This window comes from Mesorhizobium sp. B2-9-1, assembly GCF_006439455.1.
Lineage (GTDB): Bacteria > Pseudomonadota > Alphaproteobacteria > Rhizobiales > Rhizobiaceae > Mesorhizobium.
In genome coordinates this window covers 108,390-134,770 of the sequence record NZ_VFTP01000007.1, presented here as the reverse complement: position 1 = coordinate 134,770, position 26,381 = coordinate 108,390, and the positions used below count along the sequence as shown (strand labels likewise).

The 26,381-nt window shown below is 64.4% G+C and carries 29 protein-coding genes; 16 read left to right on the top strand and 13 right to left on the bottom strand.

Features of this window, described 5'->3' with window-relative positions:
* The first annotated feature begins 49 nt into the window (after positions 1–49).
* Positions 50–265 (top strand): hypothetical protein, encoded by a 216-nt coding sequence (locus FJW05_RS15540; protein WP_140633585.1) that lies wholly within the window; start codon positions 50–52, stop codon positions 263–265.
* Between the two features lie 316 nt (positions 266–581).
* Here the strand turns inward: FJW05_RS15540 and FJW05_RS15535 are convergent, their stop codons facing one another.
* The 4 genes from FJW05_RS15535 to FJW05_RS15520 form a co-directional block, all read right to left on the bottom strand.
* Positions 582–1,340: a M48 family metallopeptidase gene (locus FJW05_RS15535; protein ID WP_095767984.1), complete on the bottom strand. Its 759-nt coding sequence runs from the start codon at positions 1,338–1,340 to the stop codon at positions 582–584.
* Between the two features lie 120 nt (positions 1,341–1,460).
* Positions 1,461–1,940 (bottom strand): DUF2852 domain-containing protein, encoded by a 480-nt coding sequence (locus FJW05_RS15530; protein WP_140633582.1) that lies wholly within the window; start codon positions 1,938–1,940, stop codon positions 1,461–1,463.
* 116 nt (positions 1,941–2,056) lie between these two features.
* A complete protein-coding gene (locus tag FJW05_RS15525) occupies positions 2,057–3,199 on the bottom strand; it encodes a benzoate/H(+) symporter BenE family transporter (protein ID WP_140633579.1) in 1,143 nt (380 codons plus the stop codon).
* Positions 3,199–3,972, bottom strand: coding sequence for an alpha/beta hydrolase (locus tag FJW05_RS15520; RefSeq protein WP_140633576.1), 774 nt, complete (start codon positions 3,970–3,972; stop codon positions 3,199–3,201). Before FJW05_RS15520 ends, FJW05_RS15525 begins: the two co-directional genes overlap by 1 nt.
* Positions 3,973–4,185: 213 nt before the next feature.
* Here FJW05_RS15520 and infC point away from each other — a divergent pair, with 213 nt between their 5' ends.
* The 8 genes from infC (at position 4,186) to FJW05_RS15480 (ending at position 11,196) form a co-directional block, all read left to right on the top strand.
* Positions 4,186–4,722 (top strand): translation initiation factor IF-3, encoded by a 537-nt coding sequence (infC, locus tag FJW05_RS15515; protein WP_095767981.1) that lies wholly within the window; start codon positions 4,186–4,188, stop codon positions 4,720–4,722.
* 124 nt (positions 4,723–4,846) lie between these two features.
* Positions 4,847–5,494, top strand: a complete 648-nt coding sequence (locus FJW05_RS15510; RefSeq protein ID WP_140633573.1) for an isoprenylcysteine carboxylmethyltransferase family protein — start codon at positions 4,847–4,849, stop codon at positions 5,492–5,494.
* Positions 5,495–5,828: 334 nt separating this feature from the next.
* Positions 5,829–6,032, top strand: a complete 204-nt coding sequence (gene rpmI, locus FJW05_RS15505) for a 50S ribosomal protein L35 (RefSeq protein WP_027166935.1) — start codon at positions 5,829–5,831, stop codon at positions 6,030–6,032.
* Positions 6,033–6,069: 37 nt separating this feature from the next.
* Positions 6,070–6,471, top strand: a complete 402-nt coding sequence (gene rplT, locus FJW05_RS15500; RefSeq protein WP_140633570.1) for a 50S ribosomal protein L20 — start codon at positions 6,070–6,072, stop codon at positions 6,469–6,471.
* 146 nt (positions 6,472–6,617) lie between these two features.
* Positions 6,618–7,715 carry a phenylalanine--tRNA ligase subunit alpha gene (gene pheS, locus FJW05_RS15495; RefSeq protein WP_140546769.1) on the top strand — a complete coding sequence of 366 codons (1,098 nt, stop codon included), beginning with the start codon at positions 6,618–6,620 and terminating at the stop codon, positions 7,713–7,715.
* Positions 7,712–8,149, top strand: a complete 438-nt coding sequence (locus FJW05_RS15490) for a GFA family protein (protein ID WP_140633567.1) — start codon at positions 7,712–7,714, stop codon at positions 8,147–8,149. Before pheS ends, FJW05_RS15490 begins: the two co-directional genes overlap by 4 nt.
* The gene (pheT, locus tag FJW05_RS15485; RefSeq protein WP_140633564.1) at positions 8,146–10,554 is read left to right on the top strand and encodes a phenylalanine--tRNA ligase subunit beta; all 2,409 of its coding nucleotides are present in this window, start codon (positions 8,146–8,148) and stop codon (positions 10,552–10,554) included. The genes FJW05_RS15490 and pheT overlap by 4 nt, the downstream gene beginning before the upstream one ends.
* Before the next feature lie 39 nt (positions 10,555–10,593).
* Positions 10,594–11,196, top strand: coding sequence for a nucleotidyltransferase family protein (locus FJW05_RS15480; protein WP_140633561.1), 603 nt, complete (start codon positions 10,594–10,596; stop codon positions 11,194–11,196).
* 231 nt (positions 11,197–11,427) lie between these two features.
* Here the strand turns inward: FJW05_RS15480 and FJW05_RS15470 are convergent, their stop codons facing one another.
* Complete coding sequence (locus FJW05_RS15470; RefSeq protein WP_140633558.1) at positions 11,428–12,423, bottom strand: aldo/keto reductase; 996 nt, start codon at positions 12,421–12,423, stop codon at positions 11,428–11,430.
* Positions 12,424–12,519: 96 nt separating this feature from the next.
* Here FJW05_RS15470 and FJW05_RS15465 point away from each other — a divergent pair, with 96 nt between their 5' ends.
* The gene (locus FJW05_RS15465) at positions 12,520–13,410 is read left to right on the top strand and encodes a LysR family transcriptional regulator (protein ID WP_140633555.1); all 891 of its coding nucleotides are present in this window, start codon (positions 12,520–12,522) and stop codon (positions 13,408–13,410) included.
* A 45-nt stretch (positions 13,411–13,455) separates the two neighbouring features.
* Here FJW05_RS15465 and FJW05_RS15460 read toward each other — a convergent pair whose 3' ends face one another.
* Both FJW05_RS15460 and FJW05_RS15455 read right to left on the bottom strand, forming a co-directional pair.
* A complete protein-coding gene (locus FJW05_RS15460; RefSeq protein ID WP_140633552.1) occupies positions 13,456–14,256 on the bottom strand; it encodes an aspartate/glutamate racemase family protein in 801 nt (266 codons plus the stop codon).
* Between the two features lie 41 nt (positions 14,257–14,297).
* Entirely contained in the window at positions 14,298–15,539 is a 1,242-nt protein-coding gene (locus FJW05_RS15455; protein ID WP_140633549.1) for a D-amino acid dehydrogenase, read from the bottom strand.
* Positions 15,540–15,791: 252 nt separating this feature from the next.
* On the opposite strand from FJW05_RS15455, the gene FJW05_RS15450 reads away from it, so the two are divergent.
* Positions 15,792–16,079 (top strand): GIY-YIG nuclease family protein, encoded by a 288-nt coding sequence (locus FJW05_RS15450; protein ID WP_140633546.1) that lies wholly within the window; start codon positions 15,792–15,794, stop codon positions 16,077–16,079.
* Between the two features lie 160 nt (positions 16,080–16,239).
* On the opposite strand, the gene FJW05_RS15445 is transcribed toward FJW05_RS15450, so the two are convergent.
* From FJW05_RS15445 to FJW05_RS15435, 3 genes are all read right to left on the bottom strand, one after another.
* Positions 16,240–17,409 (bottom strand): PLP-dependent aspartate aminotransferase family protein, encoded by a 1,170-nt coding sequence (locus tag FJW05_RS15445; RefSeq protein ID WP_140633543.1) that lies wholly within the window; start codon positions 17,407–17,409, stop codon positions 16,240–16,242.
* Positions 17,406–18,842 (bottom strand): pyridoxal-phosphate dependent enzyme, encoded by a 1,437-nt coding sequence (locus FJW05_RS15440; RefSeq protein WP_140633540.1) that lies wholly within the window; start codon positions 18,840–18,842, stop codon positions 17,406–17,408. Before FJW05_RS15440 ends, FJW05_RS15445 begins: the two co-directional genes overlap by 4 nt.
* Before the next feature lie 202 nt (positions 18,843–19,044).
* Positions 19,045–19,443 carry a RidA family protein gene (locus tag FJW05_RS15435; protein WP_140633537.1) on the bottom strand — a complete coding sequence of 133 codons (399 nt, stop codon included), beginning with the start codon at positions 19,441–19,443 and terminating at the stop codon, positions 19,045–19,047.
* 170 nt (positions 19,444–19,613) lie between these two features.
* On the opposite strand from FJW05_RS15435, the gene FJW05_RS15430 reads away from it, so the two are divergent.
* Complete coding sequence (locus tag FJW05_RS15430; RefSeq protein WP_140542969.1) at positions 19,614–19,943, top strand: hypothetical protein; 330 nt, start codon at positions 19,614–19,616, stop codon at positions 19,941–19,943.
* Entirely contained in the window at positions 19,940–20,587 is a 648-nt protein-coding gene (locus tag FJW05_RS15425; protein ID WP_140633534.1) for a cysteine hydrolase, read from the top strand. The genes FJW05_RS15430 and FJW05_RS15425 overlap by 4 nt, the downstream gene beginning before the upstream one ends.
* 94 nt (positions 20,588–20,681) lie before the next feature.
* Here the strand turns inward: FJW05_RS15425 and FJW05_RS15420 are convergent, their stop codons facing one another.
* On the bottom strand, positions 20,682–21,035 hold the full coding sequence (locus FJW05_RS15420; protein WP_140542967.1) for a helix-turn-helix domain-containing protein: 354 nt from the start codon (positions 21,033–21,035) through the stop codon (positions 20,682–20,684).
* Between the two features lie 112 nt (positions 21,036–21,147).
* Here FJW05_RS15420 and FJW05_RS15415 point away from each other — a divergent pair, with 112 nt between their 5' ends.
* The gene (locus FJW05_RS15415; protein WP_140633530.1) at positions 21,148–21,918 is read left to right on the top strand and encodes a type 1 glutamine amidotransferase domain-containing protein; all 771 of its coding nucleotides are present in this window, start codon (positions 21,148–21,150) and stop codon (positions 21,916–21,918) included.
* A gap of 4 nt (positions 21,919–21,922) precedes the next feature.
* Here the strand turns inward: FJW05_RS15415 and FJW05_RS15410 are convergent, their stop codons facing one another.
* Together FJW05_RS15410 and FJW05_RS15405 are read right to left on the bottom strand one after the other, a co-directional pair.
* Positions 21,923–23,263 carry an FAD/NAD(P)-binding protein gene (locus FJW05_RS15410; RefSeq protein ID WP_140633527.1) on the bottom strand — a complete coding sequence of 447 codons (1,341 nt, stop codon included), beginning with the start codon at positions 23,261–23,263 and terminating at the stop codon, positions 21,923–21,925.
* A 477-nt stretch (positions 23,264–23,740) separates the two neighbouring features.
* Positions 23,741–23,926: a hypothetical protein gene (locus FJW05_RS15405; RefSeq protein WP_140633524.1), complete on the bottom strand. Its 186-nt coding sequence runs from the start codon at positions 23,924–23,926 to the stop codon at positions 23,741–23,743.
* A 310-nt stretch (positions 23,927–24,236) separates the two neighbouring features.
* Between FJW05_RS15405 and FJW05_RS15400 the strand changes: the two genes are divergently transcribed.
* Entirely contained in the window at positions 24,237–24,599 is a 363-nt protein-coding gene (locus tag FJW05_RS15400; protein ID WP_140633521.1) for a septal ring lytic transglycosylase RlpA family protein, read from the top strand.
* Positions 24,600–25,037: 438 nt separating this feature from the next.
* A complete protein-coding gene (locus FJW05_RS15395) occupies positions 25,038–26,315 on the top strand; it encodes a polyhydroxyalkanoate depolymerase (protein ID WP_140633518.1) in 1,278 nt (425 codons plus the stop codon).
* Positions 26,316–26,381 lie beyond the last annotated feature (66 nt).

Here is a 26,381-nt window from a genome sequence, read left to right as displayed (position 1 = left end):
CGGAAAACACTACGTTCATATAGAAACCACAGGCGGGAGCAGGATAATCATGGCCGACCGGACCGTCGCCGAACTCAAGCAGAAGATCGCGCAGGCGCGCGAGGTGATCGTGCATCTTATGGACAAAGCCGCCTTCAACGGCGCCGAGGCGCACCGCGCGCTGGAATATTTCGGAAGCGATGCCTTCGACCGGGATTTTCTGCCGTGGCCGCATACCGAGGAAGGGCTGCGGCCGGAAGAGCTGAACGCGGCGAATGATGATTGAGGGCTTTCGCCGGCGAGGAAACCGCGCGGTCGTCATCCTAGGGCGGAGCGACGCGAAGCGGCGCGCAGACCCTAGGATCCATTCCGTTACGCCGGCCGAATAGTGCCGCGGTCGAGAATAAAATGCCTTTCCGAGACGCCTACCTCAATGCAAAGCGACTTTTGGACCGTTGCGGCGCTCACGCGTCACGGCATGGATTCTAGGGTCTGCGCGCGTCGCTTCGCTCCTTGCTCCGCCCTAGAATGACGACGCTGAGATGACTCGGCTAATCTCCAGCGTTGCTCGGCTAGCGGCGGCGCCCCGCTCGCTAGCCACCCTACTCAAACACAATCGCCTGCAGCGCCCCGCCGTTGCGCTTCAGCCAATCCTTGCAGCGGTCGGTATCCGGGCAGAGTTTTTCGCACAGCTTCCAGAATTTCGGGCCGTGGTTCATCTCCTTGAGATGCGCCACCTCATGCGCCACAAGGTAGTTAATCACCGCCGGCGGCGCCATCATGATGCGCCACGAGAAGGAGAGATTGCCCTCCGAGGTGCATGACCCCCAGCGGCTGGAGGTATCCTTATACCTTATCGCCTTGGCACGCTTGCCGATCGTCTCGGTGTGCTTGATCACCAGCCTCTCGATTTCCTTCTTGGCCTCGCGCTTGAGGTAATCGCCGATGCGGCGCGGCAAATGGATGCGCTCGCCATGGACGATCAAGAGCGGGCCGCGATCGTCGCGCGCGACGGTGACGGTGCCGCGCCTCGAGGGCTCGTGCACGATGCGGTGCGGCACGCCGCGGATCGGGATCCGGATGCCGGGGCGAACCTGCGGCCTCGTCGGCACCTTGGCCAGCCGCTGCTCCAGCCAGTCCTGGTGGCGGTCGAGGAATTTCTCGACCTCGCCGCGGCGCAGGCCGGGCGGCACCGTGACGCGCAGGCCCTGGCCGCCGGAATCGATGCGCAGCGTGAGCCGCCGGGCCCTGGCGCTCTCAACGATCTTGAGCGGCAGCGTGCGGCCGGCGACGCAATGCTCGCGCTCGACGACAGGCGTGGGCTTTGGCTTGGTCAGATTGCGAAGGAAGCCGAGGGTCATGGCTGGACGATACGCGATTCGAAAAAAACGGCCAGTGGAGGGAAGCTACATAGGGAACAAAAAAGAAACGGCGCCGCTAAACGCGACGCCGCATATCATACCGAGACGTGTCGCCGGATCTCAGTCGTCGAGCAGGTTGGTACCTTTACCACCCTCCGGACCCGCCTTCTCGTTCGAGCCGGTCGAGGTTGGCGCGGTCGACTTGTTGCGGTTGGCCATGAAGCGGTCGAACTCTTCCTGGTCCTTGGCTCGGCGCAGTTCGCGGGCGTACTCGTCGAACTCGGAGAGCATCTCGTCGAGCTTGCGGCGCTCCTCGGCGAGGCGCTCCAGCTCCTTCTCGCGCCAATCGTCGAAGGCGACGTTGCCGGTGCGGGCCGAGCCGTGGCCCCAGCGGGCCGCCTTCTCGGAGCGACGACGGCAACCGGCGAAGATGCCGTCTGTGGTGCGGTTGACGTCGCGCTTGAAGCCTTCCAACCGATCGCCCCAGATGATGTAGGCGAGCATGGCCAAGCCGAGCGGCCAGAACACCATGAAGCCGATGACCATCAGCGCGATGGTGGCCGGCGTCCAGGCCGGACGGATCAATGCACTTGTGTTCATTTTCTCCCAATCCTTCCATTGGAGACAGCCAAACCGGCTGCGTGGAATCGAAATGGGAAGGCGAAATCGGCGATTCAAGGCAAACCCCGCCAAAACCGGCGAAGCATCTGAAATGATTATCGCTTTTTGAGCTTCTCGAGGAAAAGCACCGCCATTCCGGCGACGAGCCCCCAAAATGCGGCGCCGACGCCGAAGAGCGTGAGCCCCGAAGCCGTCGCGGCGAAGGTGACGGTGGCCGGCATGCGTTCGGCCTCGTCCTTCAGCGCGATCGACAGCGCGTTGGCCAAGGGCGCCGTCAAGGCGAGCCCCGCGACCAGCACGATCAGGCTTTGCGGCAGGACGGCGAAGATCGCCACCAGCGAGGCGCCGAAGATCGCGAAGATGAGATAGGCGAGCGCGTAGAACGGCCCGGTCTTCCAACGTTCGGCCGGGTCGGGATGGACATCGGGGCCGGTGCAGATAGCGGCCGAGATCGCCGCGAGATTGGTGGTCGCGGCGCCGAACGGCGCCGAGAGCAGCGAAAATAGACCGGTGACGCCGATCAGCGGACCGGGCTCCGGATGGTAGCCCGCGGCGCGCAGCACCGCGAGACCGGAAAGGTTCTGCGAGGCCATGGTGACGAGATAGAGCGGCAGGGCAAGGCCGATGATCGCCGATGCGGTGAATTGCGGCGCAATTAATGTCAATGTCGACAGTTCCGGCGCCGGCAGGTTGCCGACGCGGCCGGTGAGGAAAGCGGCGAGGCCGCCGCCGATCAGCACCACCAGCACCGATAGAGCCGGATTGAACAGGCGGATGATGAAGAAGGCGGCGATCAGCGGCAGGATCAGCCAAGGGTCGGCGGGAATAGCTTTCACCGCATTGACGGCGAAGCTGACAAGGATGCCGGCCAGCATGCCGGACGCGACCGAGGCCGGGATTTTCGCGATCAGCCTGGTCAACGGCTTGAACAGGCCGGTGGCGACCAGAAGGACGCCGGTGACCATGAAGGCGCCGACGGCCTGCGGCATCGTAAACCCGCTGGAGGCCGCGATCAGCGCCAGGCCGGGCGTCGACCAGGCGGTGATGACCGGCATCTTGGTGCGCCAGGAGAGCCACAGACATTCAACGACCATGGCCAGGCAGATCGCGGTCACGCCGCTCGCAGTCTCGATCTGCGTGGCGCCGACCGCCTTGGCGGCGGCGATGACCAGGGCCAGCGTGCCGCCGAAGCCGACGATCGCCGCGACGAAGGCGGATATCGGGATGGAGATGCGCATTATCCGGCCGCCCGCTTGACCATGTCGCCTACGGCCCGCTTGAGCATGTCGAGATCCTCGGGGCGGGACAGGCGATGGTCGCCGTCCGGGATCAGCGACAGCGTCACATCGTCGGCCGGCAGCATGGATGCGAGCTTCAAGGCATGGCCGGACGGCACGTCCGGGTCGGCCAGGCCCTGCAGGATGTGCACCGGGCAATGGGTGTCGATCGGCCCGGTCATCACCCGGTTGGCGCGGCCGTCCTCGATCAACGCGCGCGTGTAGATATAGGGCTCGTCCGAATAGTCGGACGGCTCGGCGAAGAAGCCTTTTTCCTTCAGATCCTGCCGCTGCGCGTCGGTCAGCACCGGCTCGATCAGCTCGACGGTGAAATCAGGCGCCGGGGCGAGCAGCACCAGGCCGGCAATCCTCGTGTCGCCCGCCTTGCGCAATTCCTGCGCCATGCGCAAGGCGATCCACGCCCCCATCGAGGAGCCGACCAATACCTGCTTGCCCTTGCTGAACCGGCGAAAGACGGCGAGGCTCTCGGCCAACCACTTCGAGATCGTACCGTCGGCGAATTCGCCGCCCGACTCGCCATGGCCGGAATAGTCGTGGCGCAGACAGGCGCGGCCTTCGCTCGCGGCCCAGGCGGCAAGCGTCTGCGCCTTCGTGCCCTGCATGTCGGACTTGTAGCCGCCGAGCCAGACCACGCCGGGCGTCGCGCCCGGCATCTGCCTGACGGCGATGCCCGACCCGTCCACATCGATGAAAACCGGAGCGCTGGCGGCCATGAGCTTGTCCTTCCCGCCGGTCTTTTGGCACAGGCGGTGGTTCAACGAAAAGTGCTCGCGGCGTTTCTTTGCTTGGTGCAGACAATTACCAGGCAGCAGGTGATTTTGCGGCGCGGCTATGCTATTGACTCACGCCCCGCGCTCCCCACATAGGCGCGTCCACCTACTTTTGTCTAAAGAACCCAGAACGAAACGGCCGAGGAGACCACGACCATTCGCAGACCTTTCAAAGCAGCGGCACCCACCAAGGACGGGCCGCGCTCCAACCGAGACATCCGGGTGCCCCGGGTCCAGCTTATCGACGCCGACGGCCAGAACCGAGGCGATGTTTCCATCAACGACGCGTTGCTGCTGGCCGAAGAGGCCGGGCTCGATCTCGTCGAGATATCGCCCAACGCGGTGCCGCCCGTCGTCAAGATCCTCGATCTCGGCAAGCTGAAATACGCCAACCAGAAGAAGGCGGCCGAAGCGCGCAAGAACCAGAAGGTCATCGAGATCAAGGAGATCAAGATGCGCCCGAACATCGACAGCCATGACTACGAGACCAAGATGAAGGCCGTGCGGCGCTTCTTCGAGGAAGGCGACAAGGTCAAGCTGACGCTGCGCTTCCGCGGCCGCGAGATGGCGCATATGGAGCTCGGCATGCAGCTTCTGAACAAGGTGCGCGAGGAAGTTGCGACGATCGCCAAGGTCGAGGCGGAGCCGAAGCTCGAAGGCCGTCAGATGATGATGGTTCTGGCGCCGCGCTAAATCCCGCCAAAATTAGGGTGCAAGGCGTCCCGACGATCGGCGGGGCGCCTGTTTTCTATCCGATCGCTCTCAAACTCGACGATCGGGTAGCCGATCGCGAGCAAATCGACGATCGGGTTTGGTCATGACCGATGAAGCGAAGTCCGAGCCCGCGGGGCAAACAGAAAGCCTTGGCGGCTATCAGCACATGCGCCGGATCGTGCTGGCGGTACTGATCGTAGTGCTGTTCTGCGCATTGCTGTTCGGCCAATCGAGCTTCCCACCCGAGACCTTGATGCATGAGTCGATCGAGATGTTCGGCGTGCTCTTGATCTTGCTCGGCATTGTCGGGCGGCTGTGGTCGACGCTCTATATCGGCGGGCGCAAATCGGCCGAGGTGGTCACCGGCGGCCCCTATTCGATCACCCGCAACCCGCTCTATCTGTTCTCGACCTTGGCTGCCGCCGGCGTCGGCGCGCAGATCGGCTCGTTCAGCGGCATCATCCTGTTTTCGCTTCTGTGCGCCGGCGCCTTCCACATCGTCATCCTGCGCGAGGAGCGTTACCTGAAGGAACTGCTCGGCGCGCCCTACCAGGGCTATCTGGCCAAGGTGCCGCGCTTCTTCCCGAACCTTGCGCTCTACCAGGAAGGCGATACCGGCAGCTTCAGGCCGCGCCTGCTCTTGAACACGCTGCTCGACGGCCTGGTGTTCCTGGTGGCGCTGCCCGCCTTTGAGTTGATCGATGGCATGCAGCAGTCGGGGATGCTGCCGGTGTGGTTCACGCTGCCTTAGGGTGGCCGATATTCAGGTGAGGCCGGCCTGCGAACAGCGCTTCCTACGCTTCCGGTGCTCACGTACTTGAACGTACGCTCCGCTCCGGTTCTCGGAATTCGCCGTTCTCGGCTCGGCCTGACCTGAATCTCGGCCACCCTACCGGCGGATCGGCAAACGGAACGGCGCGTTAGTTGAGGTGTTGCACGCCGGCCATCTTTGATCTATAGGACCGCCGTTCCAAGAAAACCGCCCGGCAGGGCATGCCGTGGCGGTTTCATTTGCTTTTCGGGCTTTGGTCGGCCCGAAGCGAGACAAGAAGCGCGATGGTGCGCCACCAATACGGAGTAGCAAAATGCCCAAGATGAAGACCAAATCGGCCGCCAAGAAGCGGTTCAAGATTACTGCCACCGGCAAGGTGCTGTCGGCTGCCGCCGGCAAGCGCCACGGCATGATCAAGCGTTCCAACAAGTTCATTCGCGATGCCCGCGGCACGATGGTTCTGGCTGAACCGGACGGCAAGAAGGTCATCAAGAATTTTCTGCCGAACGGCCTCTGAGCATTTCGGTCTGGACAGCGTTTAAGGAGATCATGACATGGCACGCGTAAAGAGAGGCGTTACCGCCCACGCCAAGCACAAGAAGGTCTTGAAGGCCGCCAAGGGCTTCTACGGCCGCCGCAAGAACACCATTCGCATCGCCAAGCAGGCGCTGGAGAAGTCGCTGCAATACGCCTACCGCGACCGCAAGAACCGCAAGCGCTCGTTCCGCGCGCTGTGGATCCAGCGCATCAACGCCGCGACCCACGAGCATGGCCTGACCTATGGCCGTTTCATCGACGGCCTCAACAAGGCCGGCATCGAAATCGATCGCAAGGTCCTTTCGGACATGGCCATCCACGAGCCGCAGGCTTTTGCCGCGCTGGTCGCCAAGGCCAAGGTCGCGCTCGAATATCTGAAGAACACCACGCCGAATGCTTTTGAGAGCGCTGTCGCCTAAGCCAGCGCTTCCCAAGCATACGCAATTCTGATTTGGGGAACCCGCGCTGGCACGGCTGGCGCGGGTTTTTCTTATGTCTGATGTAACCAAAAATGGCGACGACGAAACCGAAATGGTGGCAGTCGCCCGACCGAGAGAGCTTCGCCGTGAACGCCACTGCTGGAAATCTTGAAGCCCTGGAAGGCTCGTTGCTCGCCGAAATCGCGGCGGCGGCGGACGAGGCCGCGATCGAGGCGGTGCGCGTCTCTGCGCTGGGCAAGAAAGGTTCGGTCTCCGAAATGCTGAAGACGCTGGGCGCGATGAGCGCCGAGGAGCGCCAGGTGAAGGGGCCGGCGATCAACGGCCTGAAGAACCGCGTCACCGAAGCGCTCACCCAGCGCAAGGCGGAACTGAAGGATGTGGCGATCGCGGCCCGGCTCGCGGCTGAGAAGGTCGATGTCACGCTTCCCGTTCGCCAGTCGCCGGCCGAGCGCGGCCGCATCCATCCGATCAGCCAGGTGGTCGACGAGATCGCGGCGATCTTCGGCGACCTCGGCTTCGCCATCGCCGAAGGCCCGGATATCGAGACCGACTATTACAATTTCACGGCGCTGAATTTTCCTGAGGGACATCCGGCGCGCGAGATGCACGACACCTTCTTCTTCCAGCCGGACGAGAAGGGTGAGCGCAAGCTGTTGCGCACGCACACCTCGCCCGTGCAGATCCGCACCATGGAGAAGCAGAAGCCGCCGATCCGCATCGTCATCCCCGGCAAGACCTACCGGCAGGATTCGGACGCTACGCACTCGCCGATGTTCCATCAGGTCGAGGGGCTGGTGGTCGACAAATCAGCCAATGTCGCCAACATGAAGTGGGTGCTGGAGGAGTTCTGCAAGGCCTTCTTCGAAGTGCCGTCGGTCAAGATGCGCTTTCGTCCGTCCTTCTTCCCGTTCACCGAGCCCAGTCTCGAGGTCGACATCCAGTGCGACCGCTCGCGTCCGGGTGAAGTGCGCTTCGGCGAAGGCTCGGACTGGATGGAGATACTGGGCTGCGGCATGGTGCATCCCAACGTGCTGCGCGCCGGCGGGCTCGATCCCGACGAATATCAGGGCTTTGCCTGGGGCATGGGCATCGACCGCATCGCCATGCTGAAATACGGCATGCCGGACCTGCGCGCCTTCTTCGACGCCGACGTGCGCTGGCTGTCGCATTACGGCTTCCGGCCGCTCGACCTGCCGACGCTGTTCGGGGGGCTGTCGACATGACCGCACTCCACACCGGGGGCTGTCGCTGCGGCGCGGTGCGGTTCGAGGCCTCGGCCGAGCCGCACCACATCAGCTATTGCCATTGCGGCGATTGCCGGCGCGCCAGCGGCGCGCCGGTGTCTGCCTTTGTCGGCTTCATGGCCGATCAGGTCGCGCTCAACGGCAAATCGCTGAAAAGCTATCGCAACGGCCCGGTGGAGCGCACGTTCTGCGGCATCTGCGGCTCGCCGATCGCCTATCTCGACCAGCGGCTCGACAACCAGATCTATTTCATGCTCGGCGCCATGGACATGCCGGCCTATTTCAGGCCGACCGTGCATGCGCATGTGCGCGAGCAACTGCCCTTCCTGCACATGCCGGACGATCTGCCGCGCCATTTGAAGACCAGCGTGCCCAGACCTGATGGGCAAGGACCGAACGGAACAGAAGCATGAAATTCACCCTCTCCTGGCTCAAGGACCATCTCGAGACCGACGCCTCGCTTGCCGAGATCGTCGAGCGGCTGACGGCGATCGGCCTCGAGGTCGAACATGTCGATGACAAGGCCGGCCTGAAACCCTTCGTCATCGCCAAGGTGCTGACGGCGGTGCAGCATCCCGATGCGGACCGGCTGCGCGTGCTGACCGTCGACACCGGCGACGGCAAGCCGCCTGTTCAAGTCGTATGTGGCGCGCCCAATGCCCGTGCGGGCCTGATCGGCGCTTTCGCGGCGCCGGGCACCTATGTTCCCGGCATTGACGTGACGCTCTCGGTGGGCAAGATCCGCGGCGTCGAAAGCCACGGCATGATGTGCTCGGAGCGCGAGCTGGAAATCTCAGACGAGCATAACGGGATCATCGATTTGCCTGAGGATGCGCCGGTCGGCACCAGCTTCGCCGCCTACGCGCATCTCGACGATCCGGTCATCGAGATCAATCTGACGCCGAACCGCCCGGATGCGACCAGCGTCTACGGCATCGCGCGCGACCTCGCGGCGAGCGGGCTTGGCCGGCTCACCGGCGGCGGGATCATGCCGCATGCCGGCGAAGGCCTGTGCCCGGTCAAGGTCACGATCGAGGCGCCCGAGCTCTGCCCCGGCTTCGCGCTGACGCTGGTGAAGGGCGTCAAGAACGGCCCGTCGCCGAAATGGCTGCAGCAGCGGCTGATCGCCATCGGGCTCAGGCCGATCAGCGCGCTGGTCGACATCACCAACTATGTCACCTTCGACCGCGGGCGGCCTCTGCATGTCTTCGATGCCGCCAAGGTCGCCGGCAACCTCGTGGTGCGGCGCGCCAAGGACGGCGAGAAGGTGCTGGCGCTGGACGGCCGCGAATACACGCTGACGCCGGAGATGTGCGTGATCGCCGACGACAATGGCGTGGAATCGATCGCCGGCATCATGGGCGGCGAGCATTCGGGCTGCGACGAGAACACCACCGACGTGCTGATCGAATCGGCGCTCTGGGATCCGATCGCCACGGCCCGCACCGGCCGCGCGCTCGGCATCATCACCGACGCGCGCTACCGCTTCGAGCGCGGCGTCGATCCCGAGTTCATGGTGCCGGGCGTCGAGCTGGCAATCAAGCTGGTGCTCGATTTCTGCGGCGGCACGCCTTCTGAAATCGAGGTTGCCGGCTATGCCGGCCACAAGCCGAAGATCGTCTCCTTCCCGCTGTCGGAAGTGAAACGGCTGACCGGCATCGAGGTGCCGAGAGAGGAAGCCCTTGGCATCCTGACCCGGCTTGGTTTCGAGCCGAAAGGACTGAGCGACGTCGTCAAGGTGGAGGTGCCGTCCTGGCGGCCGGATGTCGACGGCAAGGCCGACCTGGTCGAGGAGGTGATGCGCATCCATGGCGTCGACAACATCTTGGCCCAGCCGCTTACCTCGCATGACGCGGTCAACGGCAAGATCCTGACCACGCTGCAGGTGCGCACCCGCGCCGCCAAGCGCGCGCTCGCCGTGCGCGGCATGATGGAGGCCGTCACCTGGTCGTTCATCCCCGCAAGACATGCCGAACTGTTCGGCGGCGGCCAGACGGCGCTCAAGCTTGCCAACCCGATCGCCGCAGACATGTCTGACATGCGGCCGTCGCTGCTGCCGGGGCTGATCGCGGCCGCGCAGCGCAATGCCGACAAGGGCATCGGCGATGTGGCGCTGTTCGAAGTCTCGGGCACCTATGAAGGCGATGGCGCCGACCAGCAGCGGCGCGTCGCCGCCGGCGTGCGGCGCGGCACGGCCAAGCTCGACGGCTCGGGCCGCAGCTGGTCCGGCAATGCCGGGCCGGTCGGCGTGTTCGACGCCAAGGCGGATGCGATCGCCGCGCTCGAGGCCTGCGGCGCGCCGGTCGACCGGCTGCAGATCGAGCACGGCGGCCCGGCTTGGTATCATCCCGGGCGCTCGGGAACGATCAAGCTCGGCCCCAAGACGGTGCTCGGCACGTTCGGCGAGTTCCATCCGAGGACGCTGGACGGCCTGGACGCGTCAGGTCCGATCTGCGGCTTCGAGGTTTTCGTCGACGCCGTGCCGGAGCCGAAGGCCAAGCCGACGCGCACCAAGCCGAAGCTCGAGCTCTCGCCCTTCCAGGCGGTGAAGCGCGACTTCGCCTTCGTCGTCGACAAGACGGTCGAGGCCGGCACGCTGGTACGGGCGGCTTTGGCCGCCGACAAGAAGCTGGTCACCGGCGTTTCGGTGTTCGACGTGTTCGAAGGCGCTTCGCTGGGGGCGGCCAAGAAGTCGATTGCCATCGAGGTCTCGATCCAGCCGGTCGAAAAGACGCTGACCGACGAGGATTTCGAGGCGCTCGCAAAACGCATCGTCGAGAACGTCAACAAGCAGACCGGCGGCGTGCTGAGGGCGTAAGGCATTGCGCAGCGATGGCGAATCGCTCTCCAAAGGGCGATGCACTATCTCCGCTATTCCGGCCTTCCCTTCGAGGAACAGCGCGCTGCCTCCCTGGCCATCATCGCGGCCGATCCGCTGCTGGATGAGACGCTGGCGCGTGTGCGCCAACTCGCGCTACCGGATTGGCTGGTGGTTTCCGGCGCGCTCTACAACAGCGTCTGGAACCATCTGACCGGCAAGCCGCCGGGCTACGGCATCAAAGATGTCGACCTGTTCTACTTCGACGACGCCGACTTGTCCTACGAGGCCGAGGATGCCGTGATCCGCCGGGCAGCAGAGCATTTCGCTGGGTTGGCGCTGCCGGTCGAGGTGCGCAATCAGGCGCGGGTGCATCTATGGTATCCGGCAAAGTTCGGGCAGGAGTGCCCGCGCTATGCCAGCGCGAGCCAGTCGGTGAGCTATTTTGCGTCGAAGACGCATGCGGTGGGGGTGCGGTACGGCGCCGACGGAGCCTTGGAGCTGGTGGCACCGTTCGGGCTCGACGATCTTTTTTCGTTTCGCATCACGCCGAACCGGGGGCCGGATAATCAGCGGACGCACGAAGCGAAGGGGAGAAGGGCGCAGGAGTATTGGCCGGAGATTAGTGTGGTGGCTTGGTAGGGGTGCAGGGATAAGATACGGCGGCGCGAGGCCCCCCTCTCTGGCCTGCCGGCCATCTCCCCCTCAAGGGGGGAGATCGATGTCGCGTCCGCTTTCGCTAATAATCGAGGCAGGAAGGGCGCAGGCGCCCAAGCTGCCAATCTCCCCCCTTGAGGGGGAGATGTCCGGCAGGACAGAGAGGGGGCCTCGCGCCGACCCTTCAAGGGGGCGCCGAAGCGCCCCTTTCAACTATCACCCATTCACCAGCGCCAGCAGTTCCTCCGTGTAGCGCTTGCCGACCACCTTGTCGGGCGACAGCGCGTCACCGATCGCCGCGACCTCGGCCGCGCTCAGCTCGATATTCGCCGCCGCCGTGTTCTGCTCAAGGTGGCGTATCTTCCTTGCGCCGGGGATCGGGACGATGAAATCGCCCTGGTGCAGCACCCAGGCGAGCGCCAGCTGCGCCGCTGTCACGCCCTTCTGCGCCGCCATCTTCTCCAGCACTGCGATGACGGCGTTGTTGGCTTCCATCGCCTCGGCCTTGAAGCGCGGCAAGGTGAGGCGCCAGTCGCCGGCGCCGAGTGCGTCCGGCTTGGCGATCGCGCCGGTGAGCAGGCCGCGGCCGAGCGGGCTGTAGGGGACGAAGCCGATGCCGAGCTCGCGGCAGGCGTCGAACACCTCATCCTCGGGATCGCGGCTCCACAGCGAATATTCGCTCTGCACCGCGGCGATCGGGTGCACGGCATGCGCCCGGCGCAGCGTCGTGCCGCTCACCTCCGACAGGCCCAGCGCCCGGACCTTGCCTTCGCGCACCAGGTCCGCCATGGCGCCGACCGTATCCTCGATCGGCACGTTGGGGTCGACGCGGTGCTGGTAATAGAGGTCGATCACGTCTGTATCGAGCCGCTTGAGCGAGGCTTCGGCCACCGCCTTGACGTGCTCGGGGCGGCTGTCGACGCCGATCATGCGGTCGGTGCCCTCGCCGTGCTCGGAAATCTTGAAGCCGAATTTGGTGGCGATCGTTACCTTGTCGCGCACCGGCTTCAGCGCCTTGCCGAGCAGGATCTCGTTCTCGTATGGACCATAGACTTCGGCCGTATCGAAGAAGGTCACGCCGATCTCGACGGCGCGGCGCAGCGTGGCGATCGCTTCCGCCTCCGGCTGGCCGCCATAGCCGAAGCTCATGCCCATGCAGCCGAGGCCGACGGGGAAGACTTCGAGTTCAGTTCCAAGTTTGCGGGTTTTCATGGCGCATCTCCTTGTTGCGATGGGGGAGAGATAGCGCCTCGCAATGCGTTCGATAATTCTTTCTCTTTTGTACGGGTTGCTCTATAAAATAGAACGATGAATCGGACGAACCTCTCGCAACTCGCCGTGCTGGCCGCGGTTGCCCAATGTGCCAGCTTCCGCGGCGCCGCCCGCGAACTCGGCATCGCGCCTTCCGCGGTCAGCCATGCGGTGTCGAGCCTGGAAGCACGGCTCGGCGTGCGGCTGCTGGCGCGCAGCACGCGCAGCGTCGCGCCGACCGAGGAAGGCGCGCAGCTTCTGGAACGGCTGCGCCCGGCCCTGTCCGAGATCGACCTCGCGCTGGAAACGGCGGTCGAGGCGCGCGACCGGCCGGCCGGCAATCTCAGGCTCAGCGTGCCGCGCACCGCTGCGCATCTGGTGTTGACGCCGCGGCTCGGCGCCTTCGCCGCCGCCTATCCCGACATCGTGCTGGAGATCGTCATCGAGGATCGCTTCACCGATGTGGTCGAAGGCGGCTTCGACGCAGGCGTCAGGCTCGGCGAAAGCCTGCAGCGCGACATGATCGCGGTGCGCATCGGGCCCGACATCCGCGGCGCGGCGGTCGCCGCGCCGTCCTATTTCGCTTCCATGCCGAAGCCCGGTCATCCGCGCGATCTCGCAGGCCATCGTTGCATCCGCTTCCGTTTCTCCAGCGGCATCCTCTACCGCTGGGAGTTCGAGAAGAACGGCGAGGAAATCGAGATCGCGGTGGAAGGACCGCTGATCCTCGACGAGGACCATCTTATCGCCCAAGCGGCAGTCGACGGCGCCGGGCTTGCCTTCGTCTTCGAGGATTATGTCAAGGCGCCGCTCGCCGAGGGCAGGTTGATCCGCGTGCTGGAGGACTGGTGCCCGTCCTTCGACGGCTTCTTCGTCTATTATCCGAGCCGCCGGCAGATGCGGCCGGCGCTCAGGGCGTTCGTGGATTTCTTCAAGGTGAGCGGGTAGCCACCCTCAAGTGGGCGGGCGGCAGCGCCAGTCCCATTCCGGCCGCTACGGTAGCGCAAACAACCGTCCGCCGGCCGGCACGACGTCATCGATGCCGGCAAGCCGCAGGCAGTGCCAGGCCATGGCGTGGTTGGAGGAGGTGACGGGAATGCCGATGCGCCGCTCCAGCTCGGCGACCGCTTCGGCGACGCGCAGGCTGGTGCAGGAGATGAAGATCGCTTCCACGCCCGGCACGGCGGCCATGCGCTCGGCCGCCGCCTCGATCGAGGCCAGCGAGATGCGGGCCGCCTCGCGGTCGTCGCGCCGGTCGAAAGTGGCGACGGCTGATATGTCGAGGCCGCGGCCGGTGAAGTAGCGGACCAGGCCCTGGTTGATCTCCGGCGCATAGGGCGTGAGCAGGCCGATGCCCCTGGCGCCGAGCGCCTTGAAGGCGGCCAAAGCGCCGGTGACCGGGGTGGTGCAGGCGACGCCCGGCCGCGCCTTGCGGATCTCGGCGAAGACGGCGTCCTCGCCGAGCGTCATGGTGGCCGAGGTGCAGCCGAAGCCGACGACATCGAGCGGGATGCTGGGCAGGATGAGGTCGACGGTGGGCGCGATGCGCGGGCCGATGGCGCGCAAAGTATCGGGCGTGATGTCGTTGTCGTTGAAGAGGCGGGCCTCGTAGAAGGCGACGCCCGGAATGCGGATCAGGGCGCGGAACTCATGCTCCAGCGTCTGGTCGGTGGCGAGGATCGCGAGCCCGATCGCCGCGCGCGAGGCGAGGCCGCCGTCGATCTCCGACGGAAGGACGCCCAAATCGATCGGCCCTGGCGATTGAGGGCGGGTAGCGGCCGCGCTGACAGACATGGCATTCCCTTTCCTGGTCGATCCCCTCCGGGATCATGCTCTCAGTTCAAAATTCCGTCCATCGAGATCGCCGGCTTGCGGCCGGCGATCAGGTCGGCAGTGATGCGGGCCGAACCATGCGACATGGTCCAGCCGATATGGCCGTGCCCGGTGTTGAGGTAGAGGTTGCTGAGGCGGCGCCGGCCGAATTCGGGCAGATTGTTGGGCGTCATCGGCCGCAGGCCCGCCCACATCTCGGCGCGGTCGTAATCGGCGCCTTCGGGATAGAGCTCCTCGGTCACCCCTTTCATGAAGGCGAAATCGGCCGGTTTGTGGCTGGTGTCGTAGCCGGCGAACTCGGCCGTAGCGGTGACGCGCAGCCGATCGCCGAAGCGCGACACGGCGACCAGATTGTGCTCGTCGATCGCGGCGATGGTGGGCGGCGCCGGACGGTTGCCGATCGGAATGGTCAGCGAATAGCCCTTGATCGGATAGATCGGCAGGCTGATGCCGACGGTGCTCGCGATCAGCGGGCTGTAGGAGCCGAGCGCCAGCACATAGGCATCGCCCTTGATGCTTCCCTTGTCGGTCAGCACCCGGGAGACATCGTCGCCGGACGTCTCGATGCCGGTGATGGTCGTGCCGGTGCGGATCTCGCCACCGCGCTCGGCCACCTTCGCGGCCAACGCCCGGGTGAATTTCGCCGGATCGCCGGTCTCGTCGGTCGGGCAATGGATGCCGCCGGCGATTTTTTCCTTGGCGGAAGCCAACGACGGATCGAGGGCGACGATGGCGTCGCAGTCGAGCACCTTGATCAGCTGGCCGTCGGATTCGAGCAGCTTCATATGCTCGACGCCTTTGTCGAGCGCCTGCTGGCTGCGATAGAAATAAAGGATGCCGCGATCATTGCGGTCGTAGTCGATCGCCTCGTCGGCGACGACCTCGTGCAGGACCGATTGCGAATAGACCGCCAGCCGATGCTTGAGTAGCGTGTTGCGCCTGGCCTTCCCGGCCGTGCATTCCATCAGGAACAGCCACGACCAGCTGTAGAGCCGCGGATCGGCCGAAAGCCTGAAGCGCAGCGCCTGGTCTTTCAGCACCAGCGATTTCAAGAGGATCATCGGCGCCTTGGGCGACGACCAGACAAAAGAATGCCCCGGCGCGATCATGCCGGCATTGCCCCAGCTGGTCTCCGCAGCGACCTGTTGCTGGCGCTCGAGGATGACGACCTGGTGCCCGTCCTTCTGCAGCTGATAGGCCGTGGTGACGCCGACCACGCCGCCACCCAACACGACCACGCGCATGGCGCCTCCGGAGATCGCAGTTGGGGGCAGTTTAGAGCGTGGATGGCGGCGTGCAATGGCACACATACCGAGAGGTCAGCGGGACAGCGCGTCTCTCGCGGGCAGGACGATCGCAAATGGCGCTTCGTCATTCTAGGGCGGAGCAAGGAGCGAAGCGACGCGCGCAGACCCTAGAATCCATGCCGTGACATTGGCCATAGAATGCAACGGTCCAGAATAGCGGGTGGTAATGGCGCCAGCTAAGATCCCCACATGACAGGCTACGTCTACATGACCGCAAGCCAGAAAGGCGGCACGATCTATATCGGCGTCACCAACTATCTTGCTCGTCGAATGCCCGAGCACAAGACCGGCCAAGGCTCCAGTTTCACCAGCCGCTACGGTGTGCAGCGTCTCGTCTGGTACGAGGAATACTTCGACATCGCCGATGCCATCCAGCGTGAGACGTCATTGAAACGTTGGCCACGCCGGTGGAAGATCGAGCTGATCGAGAAGACCAATCCGGAATGGTTCGAGCTGTTTCGCGGGATCGGCTGGTGAACCGTTCTGGACCATGGCGGCTCTCAGGCGTCACGGCATGGATTCTAGGGTCTTCGCGCGTCGCTTCGCTCCTTGCTCCGCCCTAGAATGACGAAGGACAAGGCTGGCAGGCCAGAGGGGGCGCGAAGGATTACCACGATGACGTGGTATCTGCGAGTTCTCAGGTCTGCAACGCCTGCTCGAGATCCGCGATCAGATCATCGCCGTCCTCGATCCCACACGACAGCCGCACCAGCGAATCGGTGATGCCTATCGCCCCACGCTTTTCCGCCGGGATCGATCCGTGCGTCATCAGCGCCGGGTGCTCGATCAGGCTTTCGACGCCGCCCAGGCTTTCGGCCAAAGTGAAGAGCTGGGTGCGTTCGAGGAAGCGTTTTGTTCCCGCCAGGTCGCGGTCGAGGTCGACCGAGATCATGCCGCCGAAGGCGTGCATCTGCTGGACGGCGATGGAATGCTGCGGGTGGCTGGCGAGGCCGGGATAGATGACCCGGCGGACATCTTTTCGCGTTTCCAGCCATTGCGCTATTTTCAGGCCGTTGGACGAGTGACGCTCCATCCTGAGCGCCAGGGTTTTTATACCGCGCAGCGCCAGAAAACTGTCGAACGGGCCGGAAATGGCGCCGATGGCGTTCTGCAGGAATTTCAGCTGGGCGGCGAGGTCCTTGTTATCGCCGACGACCGCCACGCCGCCGACCATGTCGGAATGGCCATTGAGATATTTCGTCGTCGAGTGCACGACGATGTCGATGCCGAGCTCCAGCGGGCGCTGGATATAGGGGCTGCAGAAGGTGTTGTCGGCGACGGTGAGCAGCCCCTTGCACCTAGCAAGCGCGGCGATCGCTTCGAGGTCGACGATGCGCAGCAGCGGGTTGGTCGGCGTCTCGACCCAGAGCAGCTTCGTGTCCGGGCGGATCGCCGCCTCGATCGCGGCGAGGTCGGTGAAGTCGGCAAAACTCACCTCAAGGCCGGCGGAGCGCTTGCGCACCCGCTCCATCAAGCGGAACGAACCGCCATAGATGTCGTCGGTGGCGACGATATGGGCGCCGGCATCGAGGAGCTCGAGCACCGTGCCGATCGCCGCCAGGCCGGAGGCAAAGGCGAAGGCGGCCGAGCCGCTTTCGAGGTCGGCCACGGCACGCTCGAAGGCGAAGCGCGTCGGGTTCTGGCTGCGGGCGTATTCAAAACCCTTGTGCACGCCGGGCGACTGCTGGCCGTAGGTGGAGGTGGCGTAGATCGGCACCATCACGGCGCCGGTCAGCGGATCGTGGCTCTGGCCGCCATGGATGGCGCGGGTGGAAAAGGCCAGGCGGTTCTTGCCGTTCGAAGTCATGTTGCGCGGCGCCTCAGATGGTTGATCAGGTCTATACGAGTTATCAGGCCGATGAACTCTTCGCCATCGAAGACGATGGCGACCTCGTTGCGGTCGAAGACAGGCAGCAGCGCGTCGAGCGTCTGATTGGCCTGCAGCGTGTGCAGGTTGGAGGTCATGGCCGTGCGCACCGGCGCGTTGAAACGGTCCCAGCGGCCGTCATAGGGTCCATCGACCTTGGCTAAAATATCGCTCTCGTCGACGATGCCGACCAGCCTGCCTTCGTCCAGCACCGGCAGCTGCGAAACGTCGGAGCGGCGCATGCGGCCATAGGCGTTGAGCAGGGTTTCCTCCGGGCCAACGGTCACAATGTCGCCGGTGCGCGGCGAGCGCATGACCAGGTCGCGCAAATCGCCATGCTGTTCCTGGTCGGCAAGGCCCTGCTCGGCCAGCCAGATATCGTCGAAGACTTTCGACAGATACTTGTTGCCGCTGTCGCAGACCAAGGTGACGACGCGTTTTGGCGACGTCTGCTCGCGACAGTAGCGAAGCGCTGCCGACAGCAGCGTGCCGGAGGACGAGCCAGCCAGGATGCCTTCCCTGGACAACAGATCGCGCACCGCCAGCATGCTCTGCTTGTCGGGAATCGAATAGGCCTTTTTCACCAGCGACAGATCGGCATTGGGCGGCACGAAATCCTCGCCGATGCCTTCGACCGTCCAGCTGCCGGCCTCCTCCATCTTGCCGGTCTTGATCAGCGGCGCCAGCACCGAGCCGACCGGGTCGGCGAGCACCATCTCGGTCTTGGGCGAGTGTTTCGCAAAAAAGCGGCCGAGGCCGGTGAGCGTGCCGCCGGAGCCGACGCCGACCACTACCGCGTCGACATCGCCATCGAGCTGCGCAAAGATTTCCGGGCCGGTGGTGGTCTCATGCGCCAGCGGGTTGGCCGGGTTGGCAAACTGGTTGGCATAGAAAGCGCCGGGCAGCTCGGCGGCGATCTTCTCGGCCATGTCCTGGTAGTATTCGGGATGGCCCTTGCCGACATCGGAGCGGGTCATGCGCACCTCGGCGCCCAAAGCGCGCAGATGCTGGATCTTCTCGCGCGACATCTTGTCGGGCACGACGAGGACGATGCGGTAGCCTTTCGGGATGCCGACCTGGGCGAGGCCGAGGCCGGTGTTGCCGGCGGTCGCCTCGACGATGGTGCCACCGCGCTTCAGGCGTCCCTCCTTCTCCGCCGCCGCGATCATCGAGAGCGCGATGCGGTCCTTGATCGAGCCGCCAGGATTCTGGCTTTCGAGCTTGATGAACAGGCGGCATTTGCCGGTGTCGAATTTGGTCAGCTCGACGACCGGCGTCTGGCCGATCAGGTCGAGCACCGAAGCGTAAGGCGGACGCAATCTCGACAGGTTGATGTGCGCGCCCTTCGGCGCCGCTTTTGTCTGCTCGCTCATCTTGAGTGCTCCATCGAAGCAGTTCGAGGCGGATGTCGGCAATCCCGCGCGTGGGCCGCGGGAATCCATTCCGGTTTCGCGGATCGCGCGCCCTGTCTTGTCCAGCCCTTTTCATCAGGAAAGAAGATAGATCGTGCCAATCCAGCGGCGAGTGGAGGAATGGAATTTCACGGCCGCGTAGTGTGTCCCTTCAAGCGGGAGTCTACGCAATCGCCGCCTGGCCCTCGATCTCGATCAGGAAGTCCGGATTGCCGAGGCCGACAACACGCAGCGCCTTGATGATGGGCGGCGGAGCACGGTTGGCCCAGAACGCCATCCAGGCGCCAAAGCCCGGAGCGATATCCTGGTCGCCAACGATATAGACCGACAGGCTGACGAGATTCTCCAGCGTCGCTCCGCCAGCTTGCAGAACCTTGGCCAGATTGGCCAGCGCCTGCGTCGTCTGCGCAGCGAGGTCGCCCTTGCCGACGATGTTGCCTTCGGCATCGACGCCGTTCTGCCCTCCGACCAGCACGATGCGCGCGGAAGCAGGCAGCGACACGCCTTGCGAATAGGCGGGGTTGCTGTGCATGCCTTGCGGGTTCAACCTTTCGATGGTCATTCTCGTTCCTCCATGCCGGCAATGACCGGCCGCATTTTGCCTCAATAAAGCGACACGGAGGCCCAGCTTGAGGGCTTGTTCAACGCACCATGTCGTTCGTTGCCGATGCCTTTTCCATCATGCTAGCCGAACGAAGCGCGGGACGAACAGCGCGTGCCAAGGAGCGGCCGATGAAGATTCTTGCCTATGACAATTTCAAGCCCGGCGTCACGCTCGACGATCTCAGGCCCTATCTGCGCGACGAGGTCTCGAATGTATGGCGGCTGTGGAAGCAAGGCATCGTGCGCGAGAACTATGCACGCGCCGATGTCGGCGGCGTCATCATCGTTTTCGAGCTCGACAGCGTCGAGCAGGCCATGCGCTATACCGATGATTTCCCGCTCTCCAAAGCCGGGCTGCTGGAATGGCATTTCATCGCTTTCGACGCGCCGCTGCCGCTGGAATTCCTGTTCGACCCAACAGTCGATATCGCCAAACCCTGGGATCGGACGGCGGCATGATCCGCTCTGGCGAAGGCATCGAGATTCCGCAGCGCCTGGCCGAATGGTGCGATCCGCGCCGCATGGCGCTGATCGTCTACGACATGCAGGTCGGCATCTGCCGCCAGGTCGAAGGCGCCGCGGCGATCGTCGAACGCACCGGCACGGCATTGGAAGCGGCGCGCTCGGCCGGCATGCGGGTGGCATTCACGCGTCATTTGTCGCTGCCGAAAAAATGGATGGGCGCCACGCAGCTGCGCACCGCCATGGCCTGGCAGCGGCGCGATAGCCCCGACGCGGTCCAGCCATGGTTCCTGCGCGATGCCGAAGCGACGCGGATCGTGCCGGAACTCGCCCCGCGCGCGGACGAGGCGGTGTTCGACAAGCTGACCATGTCGGCCTTCGATTCCACCTCGCTCGGCTTTGCGCTGCGTGACTGCGGCGTTCGCGCGGTGGCGCTCGCCGGCATCGCCATGGAGATCGGCATCGAGCCGACCGCGCGCCAGGCGACCGACAACGGTTTCGTCGCCGTCGTGATCGAGGACGCCTGCGGCTTCGGCAACAGCGAAGCGCGCGACCGCTCGATGGCGACGCTGCGCTTTCTTGGCGAAGCCGTCGTCACCGATGTCGCGGGCTTCTGCGGCGCGCTTGCCGATGCCGCTTGATCTCAGGCCAGAGGCCTTGTTTCTACGCAATTGCGGACGGAAGGCTACGGCGAAGTCGCCGAGCCTAACCGCTACGCATTTTCCTGGAATTGCGCTAGGCCGCTGCTTCGATGTCGGTGCGGAAGCGCACGCCCTCGGCGCGGCCATGCAGGATGCCCCAGTCGTAGAGTGCCTGCAGCGCCGCTGCGAGGTCGCGGCCGCGCTCGGTCAGCGCGTAGCGCGCCTTGCCATCCGGCGAGGTTTCGAGCGTGACGAAGCCGATCTCGACAAGATCGGCCAGGCGCTGCGTCAGCATCTTGTCGGAAAGCGAAGGAATCAGCCGGCGCAGTTCGGAATAGCGCAGCGGTCCTTGCTTGATCCGCGCGATGATCACCGTCTTCCATTTGCCGCCGAGCGCGTCGAGCGCGAACTCGACCGGGCAGCCATAGAGTCTACCGCGTTGTGTCATGCGCCGATCCTAGGCAAGGGCCGCGCGCGGCAAAAGCGGAATTTACCCCGCCATATGGCCAGATTGCCGAGCCCGGCTTTGTCGGCGACGACTTCATAAAAGGGAGAGCAAAATGAGTGTTCGGGACCCCAATCCGGTCAATGCACGAAAGCCGAAGCGGGTGGCGATCGTGATCGCAAATCCGGCCGTCTCCACCACAACGGGGTGGCCGGTCGGCTTCTGGTGGAGCGAGCTCACCCATCCCTGGTTCGCCTTCACCGAGCGCGGCTACGAGGTCGAGATCTTTTCGCCCGACGGCGGCAAGTGCGAAGCCGATGCGCTGAGCGACCCGCGCGATCCGTCGGGCTATTCGGAGACCGATCTCATCTCGCTCGGTTTCATTTCGAACCCGAAGCTCCAGGCGCTGGTCGACGACACACGGCCGGTGGCCGAGATCGATGTCGCTCGCTTCGACGCCATCGTCGTCGCCGGCGGCCAGTCGCCGATGTTCACCTATGAACGCGCGACCGGTCTCCAGCAAACCTTCGTCGCTTTCCACGAGGCCGGCAAGGTGGCCGCCGCGCTCTGCCACGGCACCGCCATCCTGCGCTATGCCAGGCGCGCCGACGGATCGCTGCTTGCCGCAGGCAAGACGGTGACCGGCTTTGCCAATCTCGAGGAGGATTTCGCCGACAACGCCACCTGGGCAATGGGGGCGCTCGAACGCGGCAAGCATTTGATGCCGTGGCGGATCGAGGACGAGCTCAAGGCGATCGGCGCCAATTATATCCAGGCCGGGTTGTGGCGCGGCTTTGCCGTGCGCGACGGCAACCTGATCACCGGGCAGCAGAATTTTTCCGGCGCCGAAACCGCCCGCGTCGTCATCGAGGCGCTTGGCGGCTAGAGCCTTATCCGAGCAGTTGCTTGCCCAGCTTCGCGCATTGCACGCGGATGTCGGGAATGGCGTCGATCTCGAAGAAGGTGCCGCGCGTCAACGGTCCGATGGCGAGCAGCTTCGACGACACCGTGCCGTCGGCCGCGATCAGCTCGCATTTCGCGGTGACATCGAGGCCGAGGCGCAGCGGATCGGGACGCGCCAGGCCGCGCTCGACCAGCGACCGCACGACACCGTTCGACGTCCGCGAAATGTCGCGGACAATGCCCATGCAATCATAGAGGCGGACGACGTCCAGGGTCTCGACGTCCTGCGTGCCGCGCGGCTGGATCTTCACGATAAAGCCGCCGTTCGGTTCTATGTCTACCACCCTACCGGCGACGAGACGGATGCGGCCTGAGGCGACCGCCTCGGTGACGCGCGCATAGACTTCCGGCGCCATGCGGTGGCGGTGGATGTCCCACCAGGCCTTGGTGTGCTCGACGAAGCGGCGTTTGGCCGAGGACGGCCAATTCTGCCAGATCGTCTGGTTGAAGGGTCTGAGACCATCGACGACGTCGCGCCAGTCGCCGCCGGCTTTCTGGGTCTCGCGGATCAGGTTGCGGAACCAGCCGACGAAATAGGAAAGCTGGGTGCCGAGCGGAATATCGGCGATATCGAGCTTGATCGGATTGCCCTTGCGGTGCGGCGACGGCAGCAGGCCGCGCCGCGACACCGCGACGATCGAACCGCGATGGCCGCGCTGCTCCAGCGACAGGAAAGCGTCGACCATGCTCAGGCCGGTGCCGAGCAGCAGCACCTGGGCTTCAGGATCGAGCGCGGTGTCGGCCTCCGTCCCCATCCGGACGGCATGACCCTGGAAGGCGCCGGGCTGCTCGTCGTGACCGGTGGCCAGGACGGCAAGATGCGCGACGACGCTGGTGCCGTTGGCGAGTGCGACTTCGACGCCCGACGAGGTCGGCGCGGTCGACAGGCTCTCCTCGCGGATCAACCGCAGACGACCGGTGTCCCGCTCACGTTCCTCCAAGCCCTCGAGCACATCCTGCAGATAGCGGGCATAGAGGCTGCGCGGCGCATAGAACGGTCCCTGGTCCGGTCTGGCGAGGCCGCGTTCCAGCACCCAGCGCGCGAAATGGGTCGGGTCGTCGGCATAGGCGCTCATGCCGGAGGCGTTGACGTTGAGCACATGCGCCGAAAGCAGCGTCGAGTAAGCCATGCCCTGGCCGAAATGCGGCCGCTTCTCGATCAGCGTGACGCGCAGGTCCGGATTGGGCGACTTCAACAGATGCGCGGCCAGCACGACGCCGCTTGCGCCGCCGCCGACAATGATGATGGAGTTGCCGCGTCCAACCATGACCGCTAGCCGAAACGTGACGGAGCGATCAGCGCGGGGCGAACGCCGCGGGCGGCCTCAGCCGCAAGCCACGAACGATCGCCAGAACGGTCTTCAGAGGGTCGCGCATCGTTCTCTCACCTCCCAATGTTGATAAGATTACTATACTAACCGTGCCAAGCACGAAACCCGGGTTCCAATTCGGCCATCTTATGAAGCATGGATTTGCTCAGATGGGATGACAGGCGGATTTCTTGTTCGATCGGCACCCGGCGCCTTGCACTCCTTCGTCATCCAGGGCGGAGCGACGCGAAGCAGAGCGTAGACCTCAGAATGACGACAGAAGAGACGCTCAGCCAACGCGCAAGGGTGCTGCTTGCCGGCGAACGCGACCGCCTGCCGCCGCGCGACGGGAGCTTCTACTGGGCCTAGCAGCACTGGTCGCAATGGTCGGGTCGCAGACTCTTTCGCCAGCCGTCTCCGCCCCGACCGGCAAGGTCATGTGCGCGAGCGGGTCGCCCAGCGGAGGCCGACCACGCCGACCAGCATGGTGACGAGGCCGATATAGAGCCATTGCGTCTGCCCGGTCATGAAACTGCCCTTGATGAGACCGAGGCCTTGCAGCGACCACAGCGCACCCAGCCCTAGCACAATCAGCGCCAGCACAAACCTGATCAATCGCATCGGCTGGACCCTCTCCGGAAGTCGATCCTGAACGGCAATGGGGACACAATAAAAGACGTTGAGGAACCGAAGCAGTTCCGTCCCTCAGTACTTCAAATCTTGTGGGCCGATCTTGCCCAGAATGTCCCGTATGCCGGCCCGATATTCATTGAGAATACGCCTTAACGGGGCTGTGAATATCATGACAAACTGTTTCGCGGCGACTCCAAACGTGTGCTGTCGCCATGGAACTGCCAGATCAATGCCGCATTTCCCGCCTCATTCGGCACATATCGGCGGGGCGTATCTCTAACGGAGCCATCCCCAAAGCATGAAGAAAACCAACCAGACTGCGCTTGTCGCGGTAACGATCGCGGCTGGCCTGATGGCCGGCGCCTCATCCGCCTCCTCCGCCGCCGCGCAGTGCGGCCGCGCTTCCTGGTATGCGCTGCATTCCAGAACCGCCTCAGGGGAACGCATGAACCCCGCGGCACTGACTGCAGCCCATCGCTCCTTGCCCTTCGGCACCAAGCTTCGGGTCACCAACAAGAACAACGGCCGCAGCGTCGTCGTGCGCATCAACGATCGCGGTCCGTTCGTGAAGGGACGCATGCTCGATCTCTCCCGCGGCGCCGCCGGCCAGCTGGGCTTCATCGGTTCGGGCCATACCGCCGTCTGCATGGCGCGCGTCTGAGCCGCTCTTCGTCATTCCAGGGCGGAGCAGGAGCGAAGTTCCGTCGCGAAGACCCTGGAATCCATGCCGTTACCTTCGCCAAGGCGTGCAACGGAGCAAAATTCCGCACCGTGGCGGCGCTTCCAAGTCACGGCATGGATTCCATGGTCTGCGCCGCGTCGCTTCGCTCTTGCTCCGCCATAGAATGACGAGATTTGGACGGTTTCGACCAATCCCCGGCATGAGGGGCCGGACACATATCCTTCACATTTCGGCAGCGCACATTGAGCCGGCTCGCCCGCTTAAAGGCCGGTTTTCAACAGGTTGAACGAAAGATGCATTCGTCAGACAAAATGACGTATTGCATCGCAACAATATCTTGTTAACCTCGCCAGGAGACATTCAAGGCTCGGCGCAGTTCGTCGTCCTTTTGGTCGTCGGACGGCAGCGGGGTTCGCGATGTTCTACCAGCTCTACGAAATGAACCATGCGGCGTTGCAGCCGGCCCGCTTCTATGCCGACGCGGTGCGGCTCTTCTACTCCAACCCGCTCAATCCGGTTTCCCACACCCCCTTCGGCCGCTCGGTCGCGGCGACCGCGGAGCTCTTCGAGCGGACCACCCGTCGCTATGGCAAACCGCAGTTCGGCCTGGACAAGGCCGTGGTCGACTGGAAAAGCGTCGGCGTCACCGAAAAGACGGTCTGGTCGAAGCCGTTCTGCGACCTGATCCGTTTCGAGCGCGCGCTGCCCGCCGGCCGCAAGCCCGACCCGAAGCTTTTGATCGTGGCGCCGATGTCGGGCCATTACGCGACGCTGCTGCGCGGCACGGTCGAGGCGATGCTGCCCCACGCCGACGTGCACATCACCGACTGGGTCGATGCCCGCATGGTGCCGGCAGCGCAAGGCAGCTTCGATCTCGACGACTATGTCGACTACATCATCGAGATGTTCCACGCGCTCGGCCCCGACACGCATGTGATGGCGGTATGCCAGCCCTCCGTGCCGGTGCTGGCGGCGGTGGCGCTGATGGAAAAGCGCGGCGATCCCTTCGTGCCCTCCACCATGACGCTGATGGGCGGACCGGTCGATACGCGCCGCAACCCGACCGCGGTCAATCTTCTGGCCAAGGAAAAGGGCATCGACTGGTTCCGCGACAATGTCGTCATGCCGGCGCCGTGGCCGGTGCCGGGCTTCGGCCGCCCGGTCTATCCCGGCTTCCTGCAGCTCTCGGGCTTCATGAGCATGAACCTCGACCGCCACATCATCGCGCACAAGGACTTCTTCATGCACCTTGTGAAGCATGACGGCGACAGCGCCGAAAAGCACCGCGACTTCTATGACGAGTATCTGGCGGTGATGGACCTGACGGCGGAATTCTACCTGCAGACGGTCGACACCGTGTTCGTGCGCCACGCTCTGCCGAAGGGCGAGATGACGCATCGCGGCGAGCCGGTCGATCCGAAGGCGATCCGCAACGTCGCGCTGCTGACCATCGAGGGCGAGAACGACGACATTTCCGGCCTCGGCCAGACCCAGGCCGCGCATGATTTGTGCGTCAACATCCCGGCCGACAGGCATGCGCATTACGTGCAACCGGCCGTCGGCCATTACGGCGTCTTCAACGGCTCGCGCTTCCGCTCCGAGATCGTGCCGCGCATCGTCGACTTCATTTCCAGCTATGGCCGCCAGCACCGGGTGGCGGCGAAGCCGAGACTGGTCCGCTCCGCCAAAAGCTGAACTCCGGAGCCCATCATCAGCCTTGCCGCCACCTGGCGGCCAGCGTGTTGCAACCGCGCTTCTGTT